Source organism: Stenotrophomonas sp. 05L414_2, assembly GCF_056397905.1.
The window spans coordinates 1-18,569 of sequence record NZ_JBFTOJ010000076.1; the positions used below are offsets into that span (position 1 = coordinate 1).

The window sequence follows — 18,569 nt, forward strand, 5'->3', positions numbered from 1 at the left end:
CGAGCTTACATGGCGAGCTTACATGGACGTACTTGCAGCGTCCCCCGCAACCGGACCCACCCCGCCATCCCACGGAATGCCCGCTTTTGCCGTTGCCGTTGCCGTTGCCGTTGCCGTTGCCGTTGATTCGGCAGGTGCAGGGCGCAGCCCTGCAAACCCACCCCACCCTCACCTCACGCCGCGATCCGCAGAATCGGCTTCAGCGTAATCCCCCGCGTGCTGTCCTCGGCCGCCTGGTTGATCTGCTCCAGCGGATAGAACTTCACCAGCCTGTCGAACGGGAAGCGCCCCTGCTGGTACAGCGTCACCAGCTGCGGAATGAACACCTGCGGCACGCTGTCACCCTCGACAATGCCACGGATGCTGCGGCCACCCAGCAGCAGGTTGTTCACATCGAAACTGGCAGTGGTGCCCARCTTCGGCGCACCGACCACGCCCATCATGCCAAGCCCGCCGAGCGCTTCGATGCCGGCCGACAGCACTTCCGGGCGCCCGGTCGATTCCAGCGCGAAATCGGCGCCACCCCCGGTGATCGCGCGCACCGCCTCGATCACGTCGGTCTCGCGGCTGTTGACCACATGGGTGGCGCCCAGCTCCATGGCCAGCTGCAACCGCGAGGGCACCACGTCGATGGCGATGATGGTGGTGGCCCCGGCCACCTTGGCCGCCATCACCGCGCTCAGGCCGACCGCACCGGCGCCATAGCTGGCGAAGCTGCTGCCCGATCGCACCTGCAGCGAGTTGAGCACCGCACCGGCACCGGTCTGGATGCCGCAGCCCAGCGGGCCGAGCAGCTCCAGCGGCGCATCGTCAGGCACCTTGATCGCATTGATCTCGCGCGCCAGCGCAAACGTGGCGAACGACGACTGTGCAAAGAAGTGATCGTGCAGCGGTTGGCCCTGTGCATCGGTGATGGCGGTATGGCCGTGGCCATCATCACCACCGAAATTCAGCGCGAAGAAATCGCGGCAGTACGCACCGTGGCCACCACGACAGGGATTGCAGTGGCCGCATTGGCCGTAGGTCAGCACGACATGGTCGCCGGCCTTCAGTTCGCGCACGTTGGGGCCGACCGCCTCGACGATGCCCGCACCCTCATGGCCCAGCACCGCCGGCAGCGGCACCGGATAGTACTGGTCACGCACGATCAGATCGGTATGGCACAGGCCGGTCGCTACGATCTTCACCAGCACTTCGTCGTCCTGCGGGCCGCGCAGGCGCGCCTGCTCGATGACAAAGGGCTGTTCCTTGCCGCGCACCACCGCTGCGGTGATGTCACGCGATCCACTGTTGCTGCTCATCGTTGCGTTCTCCTCGATCAGATGGGATAGGCCGGGGCTTCGCCCTTGACCGTCATCCATTGCCACTGGGTGAATTCCTCCACGTTGGACGGGCCGCCGATGCTGGTGCCGTTGCCGGACGCCCCTACCCCACCGAAGGGATTGATGACCTCGTCGTTCACGGTCTGGTCGTTGATGTGCAGCAGACCGGTGCGCAGGCGCTCGCCCAGCTTCAGCGCGCGGCCGACATTGCGGGAGACGATCGCCATCGACAGGCCGTACTCGCTGTCATTGGCCAGGCGCACGGCTTCGTCGTCGTCATCGAACGGCACCACCACCGCTACTGGCGCGAAGATCTCTTCGTTGAACGCCGGATTGTCGACACTGACGTTGCCGAGCACGGTGGGTGCGAAGAACAGGTCCTGGTGGGTGCCGCCGGTTTCAAGCGTGGCACCCGCCTTCACCGCGTCGTCGACCACACGCGCTGCATGGTCGCGTTGCGCGGCATTGATCAGTGGACCCAGCGCAACATCCTCGCGTGCCGGGTCACCCACCTTCAGCGACTTCGCCTTGGCCACCAGCTTCTGCAGGAAGGCCTGGTGGATGCCGCGCTGTACCAGCACACGGCCGGTGGCCATGCAGATCTGGCCCTGGTGCAGGTACACGCCCCAGGCGGTGTTGGCCACGGCCAGGTCGAGATCCGCATCGTCAAGGATGATCAGCGCGTTCTTGCCGCCCAGCTCCAGCGACACCTTTTTCAGGTGCTTGCCGGCGGCTTCGCCAACCTTGCGTCCGGCCGCCGTCGAGCCGGTGAACTGGATCATCGCCACATGCGGGTCGCTGGTCAGCGCGGCACCGGCGGCGCCGTCGCCGGGCAACATCTGCAGCACACCCTGCGGAAGACCAGCCTGCTCGAACAGGCGTGCGATCACCGCACCACCACACACCGCCGTGCGCGGGTCCGGCTTGAGCACCACGGCATTGCCGAGCGCGATCGCCGGCGCCACCGCGCGCATCGCCAGGTACAGCGGGAAATTGAACGGAGAGATCACCCCCACCACACCCAGCGGACGGCGCCGCGCCAGGTTCAGCCGCCCAGGTTCGGACGGCAGGATCTCACCCACGCTGCGCGAAGGGAGCGCGGCGGCCTCATGCAGCGCCTTGATGGTCACCTTGGCCTCGAAACCGGCCTTCAGGCGGGTGGAGCCACTTTCACGGACCAGCCAGTCGATCAGCGTATCGATGTTTTCTTCGGCCAGGCGTGCAGCCTTGCGCAGCACCTCGGCGCGCTGTTCGTACGGCGCTGCCGCCCATGCCTGTTGCGCCTGCGCCGCAGCGGCCGCCGAACGTGCGACCTGCGCCGCATCGGCCAGGCCGATTTCGCCAAGCGAGTGCCCGGTGGCGGGCTCGATCACCGGCTGGCGCTGTGCAGCGGCGCTCCATTGACCGTCGAAGAAGGCGCCTGACCAGAGTGCGTCCGGCAGCCATGGGGAAGATGCAGTCATGAAAAGTCCTCCTGTGTCGTGCCGCCATTGCACGCCTGGCCCGCAGCGTCGGCAATCGGCCATTGGCGTGATGTCGGCAAGGGATTGAATCAATGGGAATTTCCRGCATCGCCGTTGTCCAGTTCCTGCACAGTGAACGGCGCCCCTGCAGCGGCCCGCCTACAATGGCCACCCCCGCCAGCCGATGCGCCCGCCATGACCGACACCCCCCTGCCCACCGATGACCCGATCGCCGCCACCCGCCTGTGGCTGGAGCGCATCGTCATCGGCCTGAACCTGTGCCCGTTCGCCAAGGCGGTGTACGTGAAGGACCAGGTCCGCATCGTGCTGAGCGACGCGACCACACCCGAAGCCCTGGTGGAAGAACTGGCCGAAGAACTGGTGCTGCTGCGCGACACGCCGGCCGAGCAGATCGATACCACCCTGATCGTGCATCCGCAGGTACTGACCGACTTCCTCGACTACAACGACTTCCTCGACAACGCCGATGCGGCGATCGAGGCGCTGGACCTGCAGGGCATCCTGCAGGTGGCCAGCTTCCATCCGGACTACCAGTTCGATGGCGTCGCCGCCGATGACGCCAGCAACTACACCAACCGCGCGCCCTACCCCACCCTGCACCTGCTGCGCGAAGACAGCGTGGCACGCGCGGTGGATGTCTACCCGGACCCGGACGTGATCGTCGAGCGCAACATCCAGACCCTGGACCGGATCGGTGTCGAGGGCTGGCACCGTCGCCTGCGCGGCGACGACCTGTCATGAGCACGGTGCCGCCGATTGCCACCTGGCCGACTGCGCCGCTGCACGGCAGGGTGGTGCTGGTCACCGGCGGTGCCAACGGCATCGGCCGCGGCATCGCCCAGGCGGTGCTCGGTGCCGGCGGCCGTGTGCTGATCGGCGATCTGGACGTAGAGGCGGGCCAGGCCTGCCTGGCCGAATGGCAGCGCAGCGATGATGCCGCGTTCCAGCGGCTGGACATCACCGACGAAAGCAGCGTGCGCGACTTCATCGCGGCGGCCCTGCAACGCTTCGGGCGCATCGACGGCCTGGTCAACAATGCCGGCATCGCCGGGCCGCACGGCACCCTGCTGCAGGACATGGACTGGGAAGAATGGCAGCGCCGGCTGTCATCGCTGCATGGCGCGTTCCTGTGCAGCAAGCACGCATTGCCGGCGTTGTCGGCCGACGCAGGCGCGATCATCAACATCGCATCGACGCGCGCCTGGCAGTCCGAGGCCCACAGCGAAGCCTACGCTGCGGCCAAGGGCGGGCTGGTGGCCTTCACCCACGCTCTGGCCATCAGTGCGGGACCGGCGGTGCGGGTGAACAGCATCAGCCCCGGCTGGATCAGCACCGATGCCTGGCAGGCGCCGTCACGCCGGCACGTGCCGCAGTACTCGGCCACCGACCACGCCCAGCATCCGGTTGGCCGCGTCGGCGAACCCGAGGACATCGGCGCACTGGCGGTGTACCTGCTTTCCTCGTTGTCCGGCTTCAGCACCGGCCAGGACTTCATCGTCGACGGCGGCATGACCCGGAAGATGATCTACGCCGATTGAAAGCGGGACGCCCCGGTAGCGCCGGGCCATGCCCGGCGGCTTTCCTACACCGCGCTACGTGCTCGCCGGGCATGGCCCGGCGCTACCGGAGCGCTGCCCTTTTTTGCGTTTACGCCATGCCGGAGCATTCCGGTAGCTCCACGCCATGCGTGGATGGCGGCAACCTGCTTACGCCATGCCCGAATGGCGCAGCAGCGCGTCGATCTGCGGCGCACGGCCGCGGAAGGCCTTGAAGTTCTCGGCAGCCGGGCGACTGCCGCCGCGCGACAGCACCTCGTCGCGGAAACGCGCGCCGGTCGCGGCCAGCGCCTGCGGCGCTTCCTCGAACGCGGCGTAGGCATCGGCGCTCAATACTTCGGCCCACTTGTAGCTGTAGTAACCGGCGGCATAGCCTCCGGCGAAGATATGGCTGAACTGGTGCGGGAAGCGATTCCAGCTCGGCGGATGGTTCACCGCCACTTCCGCACGCACCCGCTCAAGCAGTGCCAGCACGCTGTCCTGCGCCGCCTCGAACTGGCTGTGCAGCAGCATGTCGAACAGACCGAATTCCAACTGGCGCACGGTGGCCATGCCGCTGTGGAAGTTGCGTGCGGCCAGCATGCGCTCGTACAGCGCGCGCGGCAGCGGCTCGCCGGTTTCCACATGCGCGGTCATGCCCTGAAGGTGGTCCCATTCCCAGCAGAAGTTCTCCATGAACTGGCTGGGCAGCTCCACCGCATCCCACTCCACGCCGTTGATGCCGGCCACGCCCAGTTCGCCGATGCGGGTCAGCAGCTGATGCAGGCCATGGCCCATTTCATGGAACAGCGTGGTCACTTCATTGTGGCTGAAGGTTGCCGGCTTGCCATCGGCACCACGGCCGAAGTTGCACACCAGGTACACCAGCGGCGTCTGTACGCTGCCATCGGCGCGCTCGCGGCGGTTGCGGCAGTCATCCATCCACGCGCCGCCACGCTTGCCCTCGCGGGCGTACAGGTCCAGGTAGAACTGGCCCACCAGGGCGCCCTGCGCATCCACCAGGCGGAAGAAGCGCACGTCCTCATGCCAGACCGGCGCGCTGTCTTCCTGCACGCGCAGGGCGTACAGCTGCTCGATCACCGAGAACAGGCCGCCGAGTACCTTCGGTTCGGTGAAATACTGCTTCACTTCCTGCTCGGAGTAGCTGTAACGCGCCTGCTTCAGGCGGTCGGCGGCGAACGCCAGATCCCAGGCCTGCAGGCTGTCGATACCGAGATGCTCGCGGGCGAACTGCTCCAGCTCGGCGCGGTCCTTGGCCGCGAACGGCTTGGCGCGCGCGGCCAGGTCACGCAGGAAGCCCAGCACTTCGGCGGGGTCGCTGGCCATCTTGGTGGCCACCGAATAGTCGGCGTAGGAATCAAAGCCCAGCAGCGCGGCCAGCTCGGCACGCAGTGCAAGGATGCGATCGATGTTGCCGCCGTTGTCCAGCGCATCGTCGCCGAACTCGGAGGCGCGTTGCGCGCTGGCGCGGTACAGGATCTCGCGCAGGTCGCGGTCCTCGCCCCAGGTCTGCACCGGCAGGTAGCACGGCATCTGCAGGGTCAGCTTCCAGCCTGCCTTGCCGTCTTTTTCCGCAGCGGCGCGTGCAGCAGCCTTCACATCGTCCGGCACGCCGGCCAGGCGCGCCGGGTCTTCGACGATCAGCGACCACGCATCGGTGGCGTCGAGCACGTTCTGCGAGAACTTCGCCGACAGCGCCGACAGTTCCTCCTTGATGGCGGAAAAACGCTGCTGCGCGTCCGCATCCAGTTCAGCACCGCCGAGGCGGAAATCACGCAGGGTGTTGTCCAGCACCTTGCGGCGCGCCTCATCAAAACCGGCCGCTTCGGTGCTGGCCGCCAGCGCCTGGTACTGGCGGTACAGCGTCAGGTTCTGGCCCAGCGCACTGGCAAAGCGGGTCACCCGCGGCAGGTTGCTGTTGTAGGCCTCACGCAGTTCCGGCGTGTTGACCACGCCCTGCAGGTGGCCCACCAGGCCCCAGGCGCGCCACAGGCGTTCGGTGGCGTCGTCCAGCGGGGTGACGAAGGTCTGCCAGGTTACCGGCTGCACCTGCTCGGCAGCGCTGACCGCCGCTTCGGCCTGCGCCAGCAGCACGTCCAGCGCCGGCGCCACATGCTCGGGGCGGATCGCCTCGAAGCGCGGCAGGCCGGAAAAATCGAGCAGGGGGTTGGCAACGGTCACGGCAGGTCTCCAGAGTACGGGCCCGGCAGCGCGGGCAGCCAGATCGATATGGCGCTGGCCGGGCCGGCAGACAAGGGGCGGCGGGCCATTGTTCACGTCGGCCTTACGGCCGCCGGCTGAAGCTTGCAGCGCGGGGGAGACCGCAGCGGAACGTGTCGAGGAGGCCCCACATGGAAGGTCTGGCTCCAGCTCCATCCGCAGTACGTTCACCAACGCTGGCGCTGTCGGCCAGCCCGACTGAACTGGCCTGGATCGCCGCGCTGTGCGATGCGGGCGATGATGCGCCGCGCCACCTGCAGCAGTTGCAGGCACTGCAGCGCCAGGGCGGCAGGTTCAGCGATGAGCAGGAATGGTATCCGTTCGAAGTGATCGAGCGCGGTGCCAGCCAGGTGCGGCTGGGCCACGAGCGCGAATTCGTCATCTGCGTGCTGCTGTGGCTGCAGGCCCTGGCCCAGGGCCGGGCCAGCAGCCTGGACCCACGTCTGCACCTGGACGACCGCGCCGTGGAGATCGAGGCCCTGCCCGACGCGCTGCGCGATGCGGTACTGGAGGCCTTCATGGCCGCGGGGTATTGAGCGCGATCCAATGCGCCGCTGCGCTCGCCGGGCATGGCCCGGCGCTGCCGACCTGTCCTGTGGTAGCGCCGGGCCATGCCCGGCGGATGCCTGACGGGCTTACAGCGCTTCCAGACTGCACCACGGCAATCCAGGCAGGCCCTGCCCGGCCACCGCCGCCGCTACCTGCGCGTCGGCAGCGTCCACATCGATTCCCTGCCGCACATACCAGGCCGGGTCGTAATAGCTGTGCGCGTAGCGATCACCGCTGTCGCACAGGATGCTGACGATGCTGCCCTGGCGGCCGGCCTCGCGCATCCACTGCGCGGCCTGCAGCACGCCTATGAAGTTGGTGCCGGTAGAGCCACCGACGCGGCGCCCCAGCTGGCGGCTGACATGACGCATCGCAGCCAGGCTCAAGGCGTCGGGCACCTTCACCATGGCATCGACACTGGTCGGGATGAAGCTGGACTCCACCCGCGGCCGGCCGATGCCTTCCACCCGCGAGCCGCCGTTGCAGGTCATGCCGCGCCACTCGTTGCCGCCGGCCAGTGCAGCCTGGTAGCCATCGTAGAACACCGAGACTTCCGGGTCCGCACACAGGATGCGGGTGTCATGCCGGCGATAGCTGACGTAGCGCCCGAGCGTTGCTGCGGTACCGCCGGTGCCGGGGCTGCACACGATCCAGTCCGGAATCGGGCTGGGCTCCTCGGCCATCTGCTTGAAGATCGATTCGGCGATGTTGTTGTTGGCACGCCAGTCGGTGGCGCGCTCGGCATAGGTGAACTGGTCCATGAAGTGGCCGCCGGTTTCGCGGGCCAGCTTTTCCGAATCGCAGTTGAGGTCGCAGGCGCGCTCGACCAGATGGCAGCGGCCACCGTGGAACTCGATCGCGGCAATCTTCTCCGGCGACGTCGTGGCCGGCATCACTGCGATGAACGGCAGGCCGAGCAGGCGCGCGAAGTAGGCCTCGGAAACGGCGGTGGAGCCGCTGGAGGCCTCGATCACCGGCCGCCCTTCACGCAGCCAGCCGTTGGCCAGCGCATACAGGAACAGCGAACGCGCCAGCCGGTGCTTGAGGCTGCCGGTGGGATGGCTCGATTCATCCTTCAGGTACACCTCGATGCACTCGAACCCGGGCAGCGCCAGCGGGATCAGGTGGGTATCGGCGGAACGGTTGAAATCGGCTTCGATCTTGCGGATGGCGGCGGCCACCCATTCACGCTGCGACATGGCGGGCAATGGTCATCAGGACGGAACGGTGCGATCCGGCCATTGTACGTCGCGGTGCCGTCAGCTGCCGGCCCGTAGAATGACACCCATCCGGCCGGCAACGGCCCTGTCTGAAGGACCTCCCCCATGACCATTCCCGCCCTGCGCGATGTCCCCGGCGTCGCCGCCCAGGCCCCGGCCGAGACCACCGGCTTCGTCTTCAACCACACCATGCTGCGGGTCAAGGACGCCACCGCCTCGCTGGACTTCTACACCCGCGTGCTGGGCTACCAGCTGATCGACAAGCGCGACTTTGCCGAAGCCCAGTTCAGCCTGTACTTCCTGGCCTACGTACCGGCCGGCACCATGGTGCCGGAAGATGACAACACCCGCCGCCTGTGGATGGCCGGCCTGCCGGGCGTGCTGGAACTGACCCACAACCATGGCACCGAGAACCAGGAAGGCGCCGTCTACCACGACGGCAACRGCGASCCGCGCGGCTTCGGCCACATCTGCGTGTCGGTGCCGGACATCGAAGCGGCCTGCCAGCGTTTCGAAGACCTGGGCGTCACCTTCCAGAAGCGCCTGACCGACGGCCGCATGAAGAACCTGGCCTTCATCAAGGACCCGGACGGCTACTGGGTCGAGATCATCGCCAACGCCTGACCCAGAAAGGGGCACAATTCCGGTAGCGCCGGGCCATGCCCGGCGGCCTTGAGCAGGCCGCGCTGCGCGCTCGCCGGGCCCGGCCCGGCGCTACCGACTCCGTCCCCCTTTTTTGCGAGGTTCGTATGGAAACGATGGAACTGCACCGTGGGCGATTGATCGACCACATCCAGCTGGTCGTACGCGATCTGGCCGCCAGCCGCCGCTTCTACCAGGCGGTGTTCGACACGATCGGCATCCCGGTGGCCGGCGAAGGCGATGACTACTTCTGGGCCGACGAACTGTTCATTTCCAGCGCCAGCAGCGAGGCCGCTGCCGGCCAGTTGACCGGTCGCCACCATCTGGCGTTCCAGGCACGCGATACCGCCACCGTCGATGCTTTCCACAGCGCTGCGCTGGCGGCTGGCGGCAAGGACAACGGCGCGCCCGGCGAGCGCCCGTACCATCCCGGCTACTACGGCGCCTTCGTGCTCGATCCGGATGGCAACAACATCGAGGTCGTCTACCACGGCCCGGCGAACTACAGCGCCGATTCGGTGAAGGTCAGCTTCTGATTCCTGCGCTACGCGCTCGCCGGGCATGGCCCGGCGCTACCTACGAAGAAGCCGGGCAATGCCCGGCTTCGTTTCATCACACAGCGCAGGCCTCAGTGGGCCGCCATGTAGATGTCCTGCAACACGGCCTTTTCCAGCTCCAGCTCGCCCAGCAGGTTCTTCACGATGTCACCCAGGCTGAGGATGCCGACCAGCTTGCTGCCGTCGGTGACCATCAGGTGGCGGCGACGCGAGTAGGTCATCAGGGACATGGCCTGCTTCAACGTGGCATCCGGCGCAATGCCTTCCAGGCCGGTGGACGGCAGGCTGGAAATCACCCGGCGACCGGCCTGCGGGCCATCATCGGCCAGGCTGCGGACGATGTCCTTTTCGGAAATGATGCCGACCGGCGCATCATCCTTCATCACTACCAGTGCGGCGATTTTATTCGCGCTCATCTTGTGCGCGGCGGCACCGATCGTGTCTTCCGTGTCGATGGTGATGACAGCTTCTTTCTTGGATTGCAGGAGCTCGCGGACGTTCATTCTTGTTTCCTGGTGCAGGTCACTCAAGTCAAAAAAGTGTGCTCTGCCGATTCGCCCCCTCCCCGGGAACAGACCTTTCAGTGCACGTCTGGCGCACCCACCTGCCGCTTGGAATGGATCGGCAGACGTCGTGCTGCAACACGAACGAGGGGGTTCAACGGCTCAACCCGGCTCTCGGTCAACTCGATTCTACGACTGCGACCATCGGTCACTAGCGGCATCGATGGGACAGTTCGTCGTAGGAACCAACTGACGATCCAGAGAATGGCACCGCGGCTGAAACCGCCGCTGAATACAGGCGATGTCGCGCATTAAAGATTGATTGCCTGCTGCCGACTGCGGACAGAAAACCCGGCAGCTGTCCCACTTGGCAGCGCCAGCGTCGTAAACAAAAGGGGCCACGTGGGCCCCTTTCGCATGCAGCATCCAATGGATCCGAGTGTTACTCCACCGTAACGCTCTTGGCCAGGTTACGCGGCTTGTCCACGTCGGTGCCGCGCGCCAGCGCGGTGTGGTACGCCAGCAGCTGCACCGGGATGGTGTGCACCACCGGGCTGAGCACGCCGGCATGGCGCGGGGTGCGGATCACGTGCACGCCTTCGGACGCGTTGAAGTTGCTGTCCTGGTCGGCGAACACGAACAGCTCGCCGCCACGCGCGCGCACTTCCTGCATGTTGGACTTGACCTTCTCCAGCAGGCTGTCGTTGGGTGCGATCACCACCACCGGCATGTCCTCGTCCACCAGCGCCAGCGGCCCGTGCTTGAGCTCGCCGGCCGGGTAGGCCTCGGCGTGGATGTACGAGATTTCCTTCAGCTTGAGCGCGCCTTCCAGGGCGATCGGATAGTGCAGGCCACGGCCGAGGAACAGCGCACTGCTCTTGCGTGCGAAACGCTCGGCCCATGCGGCGATCTGCGGTTCCATGTTCAACGCATGCTGCACGCTGCCCGGCAGGAAACGCAGCTGCTCCAGGTAGTCCGCTTCCTGTGCGGCATCAACGCGGCCATGCAGCTTGCCCAGCACCACGGTCAGCTGGAACAGCGCGGCCAGCTGGGTGGTGAACGCCTTGGTCGAGGCCACGCCGATCTCGGCGCCGGCACGGGTGTAGCAGACCAGTTCGCTGGCGCGCGGAATCGCGCTTTCCGGCACGTTGCAGATCGACAGCGTGTGCGTGTGTCCCAGCGATTTGGCGTACTTCAGCGCTTCCATCGTATCCAGCGTTTCGCCGGACTGGGAGATGGTCACGATCAGGTGCTTGGGATTGGCATACGCGGCGCGATAGCGGTATTCGCTGGCGATCTCCACGCTGCACGGCAGGCCGGCGATGGCCTCGATCCAGTAGCGCGCGGTCAGGCCCGAGTAGTAACTGGTACCACAGGCCAGGATCTGCACGCCCTCGATTCCCGACAGCACCGCTTCGGCATTCTTGCCGAACAGTTCGGCCGGGAAGCCACCAGCGTCGATCGCCGCTTCGATGGTGTCGCCCAGCGCACGCGGCTGCTCGTGGATCTCCTTCTGCATGAAGTGGCGGTACGGGCCCAGCTCCAGCGATGCCAGCGAGACATCGGAGAGATGTACATCGCGCTCGATCGGCTGATCGTTGCCATCGAAGATGCTCACGCCATCCCGGCGGATCTCGGCGGTGTCACCCTCTTCCAGGAAGATCACCTTGCGCGTGGCCGACAGCACGGCCGACACATCGGACGCCACGAAGTTCTCGCCCTCGCCCAGCCCGACCAGCAGCGGGCAGCCCATGCGGGCGCAGACGAAGCGTTCCGGCTCGGCACGGCTGACCACGGCCAGCGCATAGGCACCGGTCAGTTCCTTCACCGTGTGCTGCAGCGCGACCAGCAGGTCATCGCCATTCTTCAGATGGTGGTGGATCAGGTGGGCGATCACTTCGGTGTCGGTCTGCGACTCGAAGGTATAGCCCAGCGCGCGCAGCTTCTCGCGCTGCTCCTCATGGTTCTCGATGATGCCGTTGTGCACCAGCGCCACGCCATGGCTGATGTGCGGATGCGCGTTCGCCTCGGTGACACCACCATGGGTGGCCCAGCGGGTGTGGCCGATACCCAGGTTGGCGTTGAAGCCTTCAGCCTCGGCAGCAGTGGCCATCTCCGAGACACGACCGGTGCGGCGTACGCGGCGCACCTCGGGCCGTTCGGCCTGATCGATCACGGCGATGCCGGAGGAATCGTAGCCGCGGTATTCCAGTCGCTTCAGTCCTTCGATCAGCAGCGGCACCACGTCGCGCCCGGCGATCGCACCCACGATTCCACACATGTCACGCATTTCCTTGAAGACGGTCGCCGCATTCTAGCCTGCGTGTCCGCCAGCCCCCTCCTGTCCGCTTAATGAAAGTGTCCGGAAAGGTGTCCGCGGACACCCGGACAGTAGCGACACATGTTCAACTCATTGATGGAAAAGGAAATAAAGTTGGCACGCTGTGTGCTTTGTCCTTGACACCACTCTGGCACCACCGACAGGCACGAACCCGATGATCCGCGACACCTCCGCCCAGGACCAGATCGTTTCCTCCGCTTCAGCCAGTGCCCCCAAGGCCGCATGGCACCGTTACCGCTGGCCGGCCCTGGCGGGTATCGCGCTGCTGGCCGGCATCGGCTGGGCCGTGCATGCCTGGTCCAATGCCAGCAGCTCGTTCAACAGCAGCCGGGTGCGCATCGCCGAAGTGCAGCGCGGCGACCTGGTGCGCGACATCGCCGCCGACGGCCGCGTGATCGCCGCCAACAGCCCGGTGCTGTACGCCATCTCCGCCGGCACGGTGGACCTGAAGGTGGTCGCCGGTGACGTGGTCAAGAAGGGCCAGGAGCTGGCGATCATCGACAGCCCCGAGCTGCGCAGCAAGCTCGCCCAGGAGGAGGCCACCCTGGCCGGCCTGGAGGCCGAGGCCAGCCGCGCCAACCTGGATGCCACCCTGGCCCGGGCCAAATCGCGCAAGGAAACCGACCAGGCCAGCATCGAGCGACAGGCCGCCGACCGCGACCTGCAGCGCTACCAGCGCGGCTTCGATGGCGGCGCGGTGCCGCAGATCGATCTGGCCAAGGCCCAGGACACCCTGAAGAAGGCCGACATCAGCCTGGTCAATGCCACCACCGATGCACGCCTGCAGAGCCAGGGCGCGGACCTGGACGCACGCAACAAGCGTTTGCTGGCCGACCGCCAGAAGGCCGTAGTGGCCGAAGTGCGGCGCCAGGTGGACGCACTGACCCTGCGTGCACCGTTCGATGGCCAGGTCGGCCAGGTGCAGGCCACCCAGGCCACCAACCTTGCCGCCAACGCGCCGGTGCTGGGCGTGGTCGACCTGTCCAAGTTCGAAGTTGAGATCAAGGTGCCGGAGAGCTTCGCGCGCGATCTGGCGATCGGCATGCCGGCGCAGCTGACCGGCGGCAATGGCCAGCCGTTCCCGGGCGAGATCAGTGCGGTGTCGCCGGAAGTGGTCAATGGCGAAGTCAACGCACGCGTCCGCTTTGCCGCAGCCCAGCCTGAAGGCCTGCGCCAGAGCCAGCGGATGTCGGTGCGGGTGCTGCTGGATACCCGCAGGAACGTCATGAAGGTCGAGCGCGGCCCGTTCGTGGAACAGGGCAACGGTGTGGCGTACGTAATGGATGGCCGCACCGCGGTGCGTCGTCCGATCGAACTGGGCGTCAGCAGCCTGGGCGAAGTGGAAATCAAGTCGGGTGTGCAGCCGGGGGACCGCATCGTGGTCTCGGGCAGCGACCTGTTCAAGGACGCCGAACGCGTCTCCGTCAACTGACAACTCATACATCCTGGAGAGAGGACACCCCATGTACATGCTCGAAATGCGTTCGGTCGCCAAGGTCTTCCGTACCGAACAGGTGGAAACCCACGCGCTGCGTTCACTGGAACTGCAGGTCAAGGAAGGCGAGTTCGTCGCCGTCACCGGTCCGTCCGGCTCCGGCAAGACCACCTTCCTCAACATCGCCGGCCTGCTGGAAACCTTCACCAGCGGCACCTACATGCTTGATGGCCAGGACGTCAGCAAGCTCGGCGATGATGCCCGCAGCCGCCTGCGCAACCAGAAGATCGGCTTCATCTTCCAGGGCTTCAACCTGATTCCGGACCTCAACCTGTTCGACAACGTGGACGTGCCGCTGCGCTACCGCAAGATGAGCGCCGGCGAGCGCCGCGAGCGCATCGAGAAGGCGCTGAGCCAGGTCGGCCTGGGCTCGCGCATGAAGCACTACCCGAACGAACTCTCCGGCGGCCAGCAACAGCGCGCGGCAATCGCCCGTGCCCTGGCCGGCAGCCCGCGCCTGCTGCTGGCCGACGAACCGACCGGCAACCTGGACACGCAGATGGCGCGCGGGGTGATGGAACTGCTGGAGGAGATCAACGCCGCCGGCACCACCATCGTGATGGTCACCCACGACCCGGAACTGGCCGCACGCGCGCAGCGCAACGTGCACATCGTCGACGGCCAGGTCACCGACCTGGTGCGCGAGCCGGTGCTGGCCACCCCGCGTCGCATCGTCGCCGTCAACGAGTGAGGGCACGACCATGTTCGCCTACTACGCCCGACTGGCGGTACGCAGCTTCCGCCGCAACAAGGTACTGACCGCGCTGATGGTGGTCGCCATCGCGCTGGGCATCGGTGCTTCGATGACCACCCTGACCGTTTTCCACGTGCTGTCCGGCGACCCGATCCCTGACAAGAGCGACCGCCTGTTCTACGTGCAGGTCGATCCGCGCCCGCGCTCGGGTTACCTGACCGGCGAAGAGCCGGAGACCCAGATGACCCGCTTCGATGCAGAGACGCTGCTGCGCGAGAAGCGTGGCGAGCGCCAGGCGATGATGAGTGCTGGCGCCGTCACCGTCGAGCCGGAAGGCAGCACGTTGAAGCCGTTCAACATCGACACCCGCTGGACCTCGGCCGACTTCTTCCCGATGTTCAACGTGCCGATGCTGTATGGCCGTGCCTGGACGGCCAGCGACGATGACGGTCGCGCCCGCGTGGTGGTGCTGTCCAAGGTGATCAATGACAAGCTGTTCCAGGGCGCCGACAGTGTCGGCCGCCAGATCCGGGTCGAGGGCCATTCGCTGCGGGTGATCGGGGTGATGGACACCTGGAATCCGGAACCGCACTTCTTCGACCTGACCGTCGGCAACTACGGCCGCGAAGAGGACCTGATGATGCCGCTGTCCACCGCGATGGACCTCAAGCTCGGCAGCAACGGCAACATGAACTGCTTCCGCGACGGCGCACCCGATGACGACAGCAATTCGATCAACGCGCCGTGCACCTGGATCCAGTACTGGGTGGAGCTTGACCCGTCCAAGGCCGAGGACTACCGCCGCTACCTGGTGAACTACTCGGACCAGCAGCGGGCTGCCGGCCGTTTCGAGCGCCCGGCCAACGTGCGCCTGCGCACCGTGATGGAGTGGCTGACCTTCAACAACGCGGTACCCAGCGACGTACGCCTGCAGATGTGGCTGGCCCTGGGTTTCCTCGGTGTCTGCCTGGTCAACACGGTCGGCCTGCTGCTGGCCAAGTTCCTGCGCCGCAGCGGTGAGATCGGCGTGCGCCGCGCACTGGGTGCCAGCCGCGGGCAGATCTTCCTGCAGTGCTTGGTCGAGGCGGGCGCGGTGGGCGTGGTTGGTGGCGTGCTCRGCATCGGCCTGGCACTGCTGGGACTGTATGCGGTGCGCCAGCAGCCGGTGGACTACGCCAAGCTGGCCCACCTCGACGGCAGCATGCTGCTGCTCGCCCTCGGCCTGACCCTGCTGGCCAGCATTGCTGCCGGCTTCCTGCCCGCCTGGCGCGCGATGCAGGTCACCCCGGCCATCCAGCTCAAGTCGCAGTAAGCACCAGAACGAGGACTTCCCATGGACATCCGCCCCATCCTCAGCACCCTGCGCCGGCACAAGACCGCAGCCGCATTGATCGTGCTGGAAATCGCCCTGACCTGCGCCATCGTCTGCAATGCCCTGTTCCTGGTCACCCAGCGCGTGGAAAAGATCAGCCAGCCCAGCGGCCTGGCCGAGAACGAACTGGTCATGGTCCGGGTCAGCGGCATCGGCAAGCAGGCCAACGCCATGGCCCGCACCAACGAAGACCTGGCATCGCTGCGCGCGATTCCCGGCGTGACCAGCGTGACCAAGGTCAACCAGCTGCCATTCCGCCGCAACTCGAGCAACACCAGCATCTCGCGCGAACGTGACCAGGAGCGCCCGACCGCCTTCGTGTCGTTGTACATGTTCAGCGAGAACGCGTTGTCCACGCTCGGCCTGCAGCTGGTCGCCGGCCGCGACTTCCTGCCCAGTGAATACATCGACTATGAGGAAGCCCAGAAAAATCCCAAGCCCGACCGCGCCGCGCCGGTGATCATCAACCAGCAGGTCGCCGCCAAGATGTATCCGGACCAGAGCGCGCTGGGCAAGACCTTCTACATGGGCAACCAGGCCCTGCACGTGGTCGGCGTGGTCGCCCATCTGGCCACCCCCACCGACTACAACGACAACAGCACCCTGTCGATGATGCTGCCGGTGCGTACCGACTTCACCCGCGGCCCGTACATGCTGCGCACTTCGCCGGAACGCCGCGATGAAGTGCTGAAGGGTGCGCTGGCCGCGCTGGACCACAACGATCCCAACCGCCTGGTGCGCGAGAAACTGACCTATCAGGAACAGCGTGCCGACTACTTCAAGAACGACCGCTCGATGGTCGGGCTGCTGGTGACGGTCTGCGTGGCGCTGTTGGTGGTCACCGCCCTGGGCATCGTCGGCCTGGCCAGCTTCTGGGTGCAGCAGCGCAGCAAGCAGATCGGCATCCGCCGCGCATTGGGCGCCACCCGCGGGCAGATCCTGCGCTATTTCCAGACCGAGAACTTCCTGCTGGCCACGCTGGGCATCGTGCTGGGCATGCTGGCGGCGTACGCCATCAACCTGGCCCTGATGAACATGTACGAGCTGCCGCGCATGCCGCTGCTGTACCTGCCGCTGGGCGCAGCGCTGCTGTGGCTGCTGGGGCAGATCGCCGTGTTCGGCCCGGCCCGCCGCGCCGCTGCGGTGCCCCCGGCCGTCGCCACGCGGGGGGCGTGAGATGCGCGCCAGCCTGCTGGTGCTGTTGCTGGCCCTGCCGCTGCCGGTACTCGCCGGCAGCAGCAGCGCGCAGACGCTGGAGTGGCGACAGGACGATGCGCGGCTGGCGCTGCGCTCGACCGAAGGCGTGGTGAGGGTGGATGCGGCCAGCCCGGAGCCGCGCTTCGGCGTGCGCCATGGCGACCGCATCCTGCGCGTGGACGACTCGCCGGTGCGGCAGATCGAACAGCTCGCCGACGCAATACGGGCGGCATCGACGCCCACCGTCTACCTGCTGCTGCGCCGCGATGGCCGGATGCTGACCGTGCCGGTGGCGGTGTCGGCGTGGCGGGCGGCGCTGAACCCGCCAGCACCGCCGCCACCGCCGCCGCCACGGCGCTGAGTCGGGACGCCCCTGCGCTACCGCTGGTTTCGCTATATTGCAGAGCGGCCCGGTAGCGCCGGGCCATGCCCGGCGGTTCCAGCCGCTGCAACTGCACCCGCCCCGCCGGGCATGGCCCGGCGCTACCCTCTTTGCGACCCATGCCTGCGATCCTGATCATCGACGACAACGCCAGCGTGGGTACCGCGCTGGACGTGCTGTTCTCCCTGCATGACATCGACACCCTGCTGGCGCAGAGCCCGGCCGAAGGGCTGGCGCTGCTGGAATCGCAGCCGGTGGACCTGGTGATCCAGGACATGAATTTCAGCGAGGACACCACCTCCGGTGAGGAAGGCGAGGCGCTGTTCGCACAGATCCGCGAACGCCACCCCGATCTGCCGGTGATCCTGCTGACCGCCTGGACCCACCTGAGCAGCGCGGTGGACCTGGTCAAGGCCGGTGCCGCCGACTACCTGGCCAAGCCCTGGGATGACCGCAAGCTGCTGACCACGGTCAACAACCTGCTGGAATTGTCCGAAGCGCGGCGCGAACTGGACCAGCGACGCCAGCGCGAACAGCGCCAGCGGCATGCGCTGGAAGACAAGTACGCATTGTGTGGTGCAGTGTTCGCCGACCCCGCCAGCGAGCGGGTGATCGCCCTGGCGTGCCAGGTCGCGCGCTCTGAGCTGCCGGTGCTGATCACCGGCCCCAATGGCGCGGGCAAGGAGAAGATCGCGCAGATCATCCAGGCCAACTCGCTGGTGGCCAAGGGCCCCTTCGTGGCGGTGAACTGTGGCGCCCTGCCCTCCGAACTGATCGAGGCCGAACTGTTCGGTGCCGAGGCCGGCGCCTATACCGGCGCCAACAAGGCGCGCGAAGGCAAGTTCGAGGCAGCCGACGGCGGCACGCTGTTCCTGGATGAGATCGGCAACCTGTCGCTGGGTGGGCAGATGAAGCTGCTGCGTGTGCTGGAGACAGGACGTTTCGAACGCCTGGGCTCCAACCGCGAACGCCAGGTCAAGGTGCGCGTGGTCAGCGCGACCAATGCCGACCTGCCGGCGATGATCCGCGAAGGTA

At 66.6% G+C, this 18,569-nt stretch carries 17 protein-coding genes; 11 read left to right on the plus strand and 6 right to left on the minus strand.

What is annotated here, in order from left to right; genetic code table 11:
- Positions 1–173 precede the first annotated feature (173 nt).
- On the minus strand, positions 174–1,301 hold the full coding sequence (locus tag AC1DJN_RS12215) for an NAD(P)-dependent alcohol dehydrogenase (protein WP_025877316.1): 1,128 nt from the start codon (positions 1,299–1,301) through the stop codon (positions 174–176).
- 17 nt (positions 1,302–1,318) lie between these two features.
- Positions 1,319–2,785: a benzaldehyde dehydrogenase gene (locus AC1DJN_RS12220; protein WP_313116054.1), complete on the minus strand. Its 1,467-nt coding sequence runs from the start codon at positions 2,783–2,785 to the stop codon at positions 1,319–1,321.
- Between the two features lie 195 nt (positions 2,786–2,980).
- Here AC1DJN_RS12220 and AC1DJN_RS12225 point away from each other — a divergent pair, with 195 nt between their 5' ends.
- Together AC1DJN_RS12225 and AC1DJN_RS12230 are read left to right on the plus strand one after the other, a co-directional pair.
- Positions 2,981–3,547, plus strand: a complete 567-nt coding sequence (locus AC1DJN_RS12225; protein WP_025877318.1) for a DUF1415 domain-containing protein — start codon at positions 2,981–2,983, stop codon at positions 3,545–3,547.
- Positions 3,544–4,344, plus strand: coding sequence for an SDR family oxidoreductase (locus AC1DJN_RS12230; protein WP_313116052.1), 801 nt, complete (start codon positions 3,544–3,546; stop codon positions 4,342–4,344). The genes AC1DJN_RS12225 and AC1DJN_RS12230 overlap by 4 nt, the downstream gene beginning before the upstream one ends.
- Positions 4,345–4,512: 168 nt before the next feature.
- Here the strand turns inward: AC1DJN_RS12230 and AC1DJN_RS12235 are convergent, their stop codons facing one another.
- Entirely contained in the window at positions 4,513–6,543 is a 2,031-nt protein-coding gene (locus tag AC1DJN_RS12235) for a M3 family metallopeptidase (RefSeq protein ID WP_442252102.1), read from the minus strand.
- A gap of 170 nt (positions 6,544–6,713) precedes the next feature.
- Between AC1DJN_RS12235 and AC1DJN_RS12240 the strand changes: the two genes are divergently transcribed.
- Positions 6,714–7,118 (plus strand): hypothetical protein, encoded by a 405-nt coding sequence (locus tag AC1DJN_RS12240; RefSeq protein ID WP_033832265.1) that lies wholly within the window; start codon positions 6,714–6,716, stop codon positions 7,116–7,118.
- Positions 7,119–7,217: 99 nt separating this feature from the next.
- Here the strand turns inward: AC1DJN_RS12240 and AC1DJN_RS12245 are convergent, their stop codons facing one another.
- Positions 7,218–8,330, minus strand: a complete 1,113-nt coding sequence (locus tag AC1DJN_RS12245; protein ID WP_442252101.1) for a PLP-dependent cysteine synthase family protein — start codon at positions 8,328–8,330, stop codon at positions 7,218–7,220.
- Between the two features lie 126 nt (positions 8,331–8,456).
- Between AC1DJN_RS12245 and gloA the strand changes: the two genes are divergently transcribed.
- Together gloA and AC1DJN_RS12255 are read left to right on the plus strand one after the other, a co-directional pair.
- Positions 8,457–8,975, plus strand: a complete 519-nt coding sequence (gloA, locus tag AC1DJN_RS12250) for a lactoylglutathione lyase (RefSeq protein ID WP_478039255.1) — start codon at positions 8,457–8,459, stop codon at positions 8,973–8,975.
- Positions 8,976–9,100: 125 nt separating this feature from the next.
- Positions 9,101–9,529 carry a VOC family protein gene (locus AC1DJN_RS12255; RefSeq protein WP_025877330.1) on the plus strand — a complete coding sequence of 143 codons (429 nt, stop codon included), beginning with the start codon at positions 9,101–9,103 and terminating at the stop codon, positions 9,527–9,529.
- Between the two features lie 92 nt (positions 9,530–9,621).
- Here the strand turns inward: AC1DJN_RS12255 and AC1DJN_RS12260 are convergent, their stop codons facing one another.
- Positions 9,622–10,053 (minus strand): CBS domain-containing protein, encoded by a 432-nt coding sequence (locus AC1DJN_RS12260; protein ID WP_025877332.1) that lies wholly within the window; start codon positions 10,051–10,053, stop codon positions 9,622–9,624.
- Between the two features lie 442 nt (positions 10,054–10,495).
- Positions 10,496–12,334 carry a glutamine--fructose-6-phosphate transaminase (isomerizing) gene (glmS, locus tag AC1DJN_RS12265; RefSeq protein WP_478013655.1) on the minus strand — a complete coding sequence of 613 codons (1,839 nt, stop codon included), beginning with the start codon at positions 12,332–12,334 and terminating at the stop codon, positions 10,496–10,498.
- A gap of 214 nt (positions 12,335–12,548) precedes the next feature.
- Here glmS and AC1DJN_RS12270 point away from each other — a divergent pair, with 214 nt between their 5' ends.
- From AC1DJN_RS12270 to AC1DJN_RS12295, 6 genes are all read left to right on the plus strand, one after another.
- Positions 12,549–13,826: an efflux RND transporter periplasmic adaptor subunit gene (locus AC1DJN_RS12270; protein ID WP_442252098.1), complete on the plus strand. Its 1,278-nt coding sequence runs from the start codon at positions 12,549–12,551 to the stop codon at positions 13,824–13,826.
- A gap of 31 nt (positions 13,827–13,857) precedes the next feature.
- Positions 13,858–14,580, plus strand: a complete 723-nt coding sequence (locus AC1DJN_RS12275) for an ABC transporter ATP-binding protein (RefSeq protein ID WP_032976565.1) — start codon at positions 13,858–13,860, stop codon at positions 14,578–14,580.
- Positions 14,581–14,590: 10 nt separating this feature from the next.
- Positions 14,591–15,895 (plus strand): ABC transporter permease, encoded by a 1,305-nt coding sequence (locus AC1DJN_RS12280; protein ID WP_478039256.1) that lies wholly within the window; start codon positions 14,591–14,593, stop codon positions 15,893–15,895.
- A gap of 21 nt (positions 15,896–15,916) precedes the next feature.
- Entirely contained in the window at positions 15,917–17,131 is a 1,215-nt protein-coding gene (locus AC1DJN_RS12285; RefSeq protein ID WP_442252097.1) for an ABC transporter permease, read from the plus strand.
- Position 17,132: 1 nt separating this feature from the next.
- On the plus strand, positions 17,133–17,513 hold the full coding sequence (locus AC1DJN_RS12290) for a PDZ domain-containing protein (protein WP_312401428.1): 381 nt from the start codon (positions 17,133–17,135) through the stop codon (positions 17,511–17,513).
- A 140-nt stretch (positions 17,514–17,653) separates the two neighbouring features.
- A partial coding sequence (locus tag AC1DJN_RS12295) for a sigma-54-dependent transcriptional regulator (RefSeq protein ID WP_478039257.1) occupies positions 17,654–18,569 on the plus strand: 916 nt, incomplete at its 3' end.

Bases quoted from the DNA above. Each gene is read 5' to 3' on its own strand.
- AC1DJN_RS12240 (WP_033832265.1), top strand. From the start codon at position 6,714: ATGGAAGGTCTGGCTCCAGCTCCATCCGCAGTACGTTCACCAACGCTG.
- AC1DJN_RS12290 (WP_312401428.1), top strand. From the start codon at position 17,133: ATGCGCGCCAGCCTGCTGGTGCTGTTGCTGGCCCTGCCGCTGCCGGTA.
- AC1DJN_RS12285 (WP_442252097.1), top strand. From the start codon at position 15,917: ATGGACATCCGCCCCATCCTCAGCACCCTGCGCCGGCACAAGACCGCA.
- AC1DJN_RS12230 (WP_313116052.1), top strand. From the start codon at position 3,544: ATGAGCACGGTGCCGCCGATTGCCACCTGGCCGACTGCGCCGCTGCAC.
- AC1DJN_RS12260 (WP_025877332.1), bottom strand. From the start codon at position 10,053: ATGAACGTCCGCGAGCTCCTGCAATCCAAGAAAGAAGCTGTCATCACC.
- AC1DJN_RS12275 (WP_032976565.1), top strand. From the start codon at position 13,858: ATGTACATGCTCGAAATGCGTTCGGTCGCCAAGGTCTTCCGTACCGAA.
- AC1DJN_RS12225 (WP_025877318.1), top strand. From the start codon at position 2,981: ATGACCGACACCCCCCTGCCCACCGATGACCCGATCGCCGCCACCCGC.
- AC1DJN_RS12255 (WP_025877330.1), top strand. From the start codon at position 9,101: ATGGAAACGATGGAACTGCACCGTGGGCGATTGATCGACCACATCCAG.
- AC1DJN_RS12220 (WP_313116054.1), bottom strand. From the start codon at position 2,785: ATGACTGCATCTTCCCCATGGCTGCCGGACGCACTCTGGTCAGGCGCC.
- glmS (WP_478013655.1), bottom strand. From the start codon at position 12,334: ATGTGTGGAATCGTGGGTGCGATCGCCGGGCGCGACGTGGTGCCGCTG.
- AC1DJN_RS12270 (WP_442252098.1), top strand. From the start codon at position 12,549: ATGATCCGCGACACCTCCGCCCAGGACCAGATCGTTTCCTCCGCTTCA.
- AC1DJN_RS12245 (WP_442252101.1), bottom strand. From the start codon at position 8,330: ATGTCGCAGCGTGAATGGGTGGCCGCCGCCATCCGCAAGATCGAAGCC.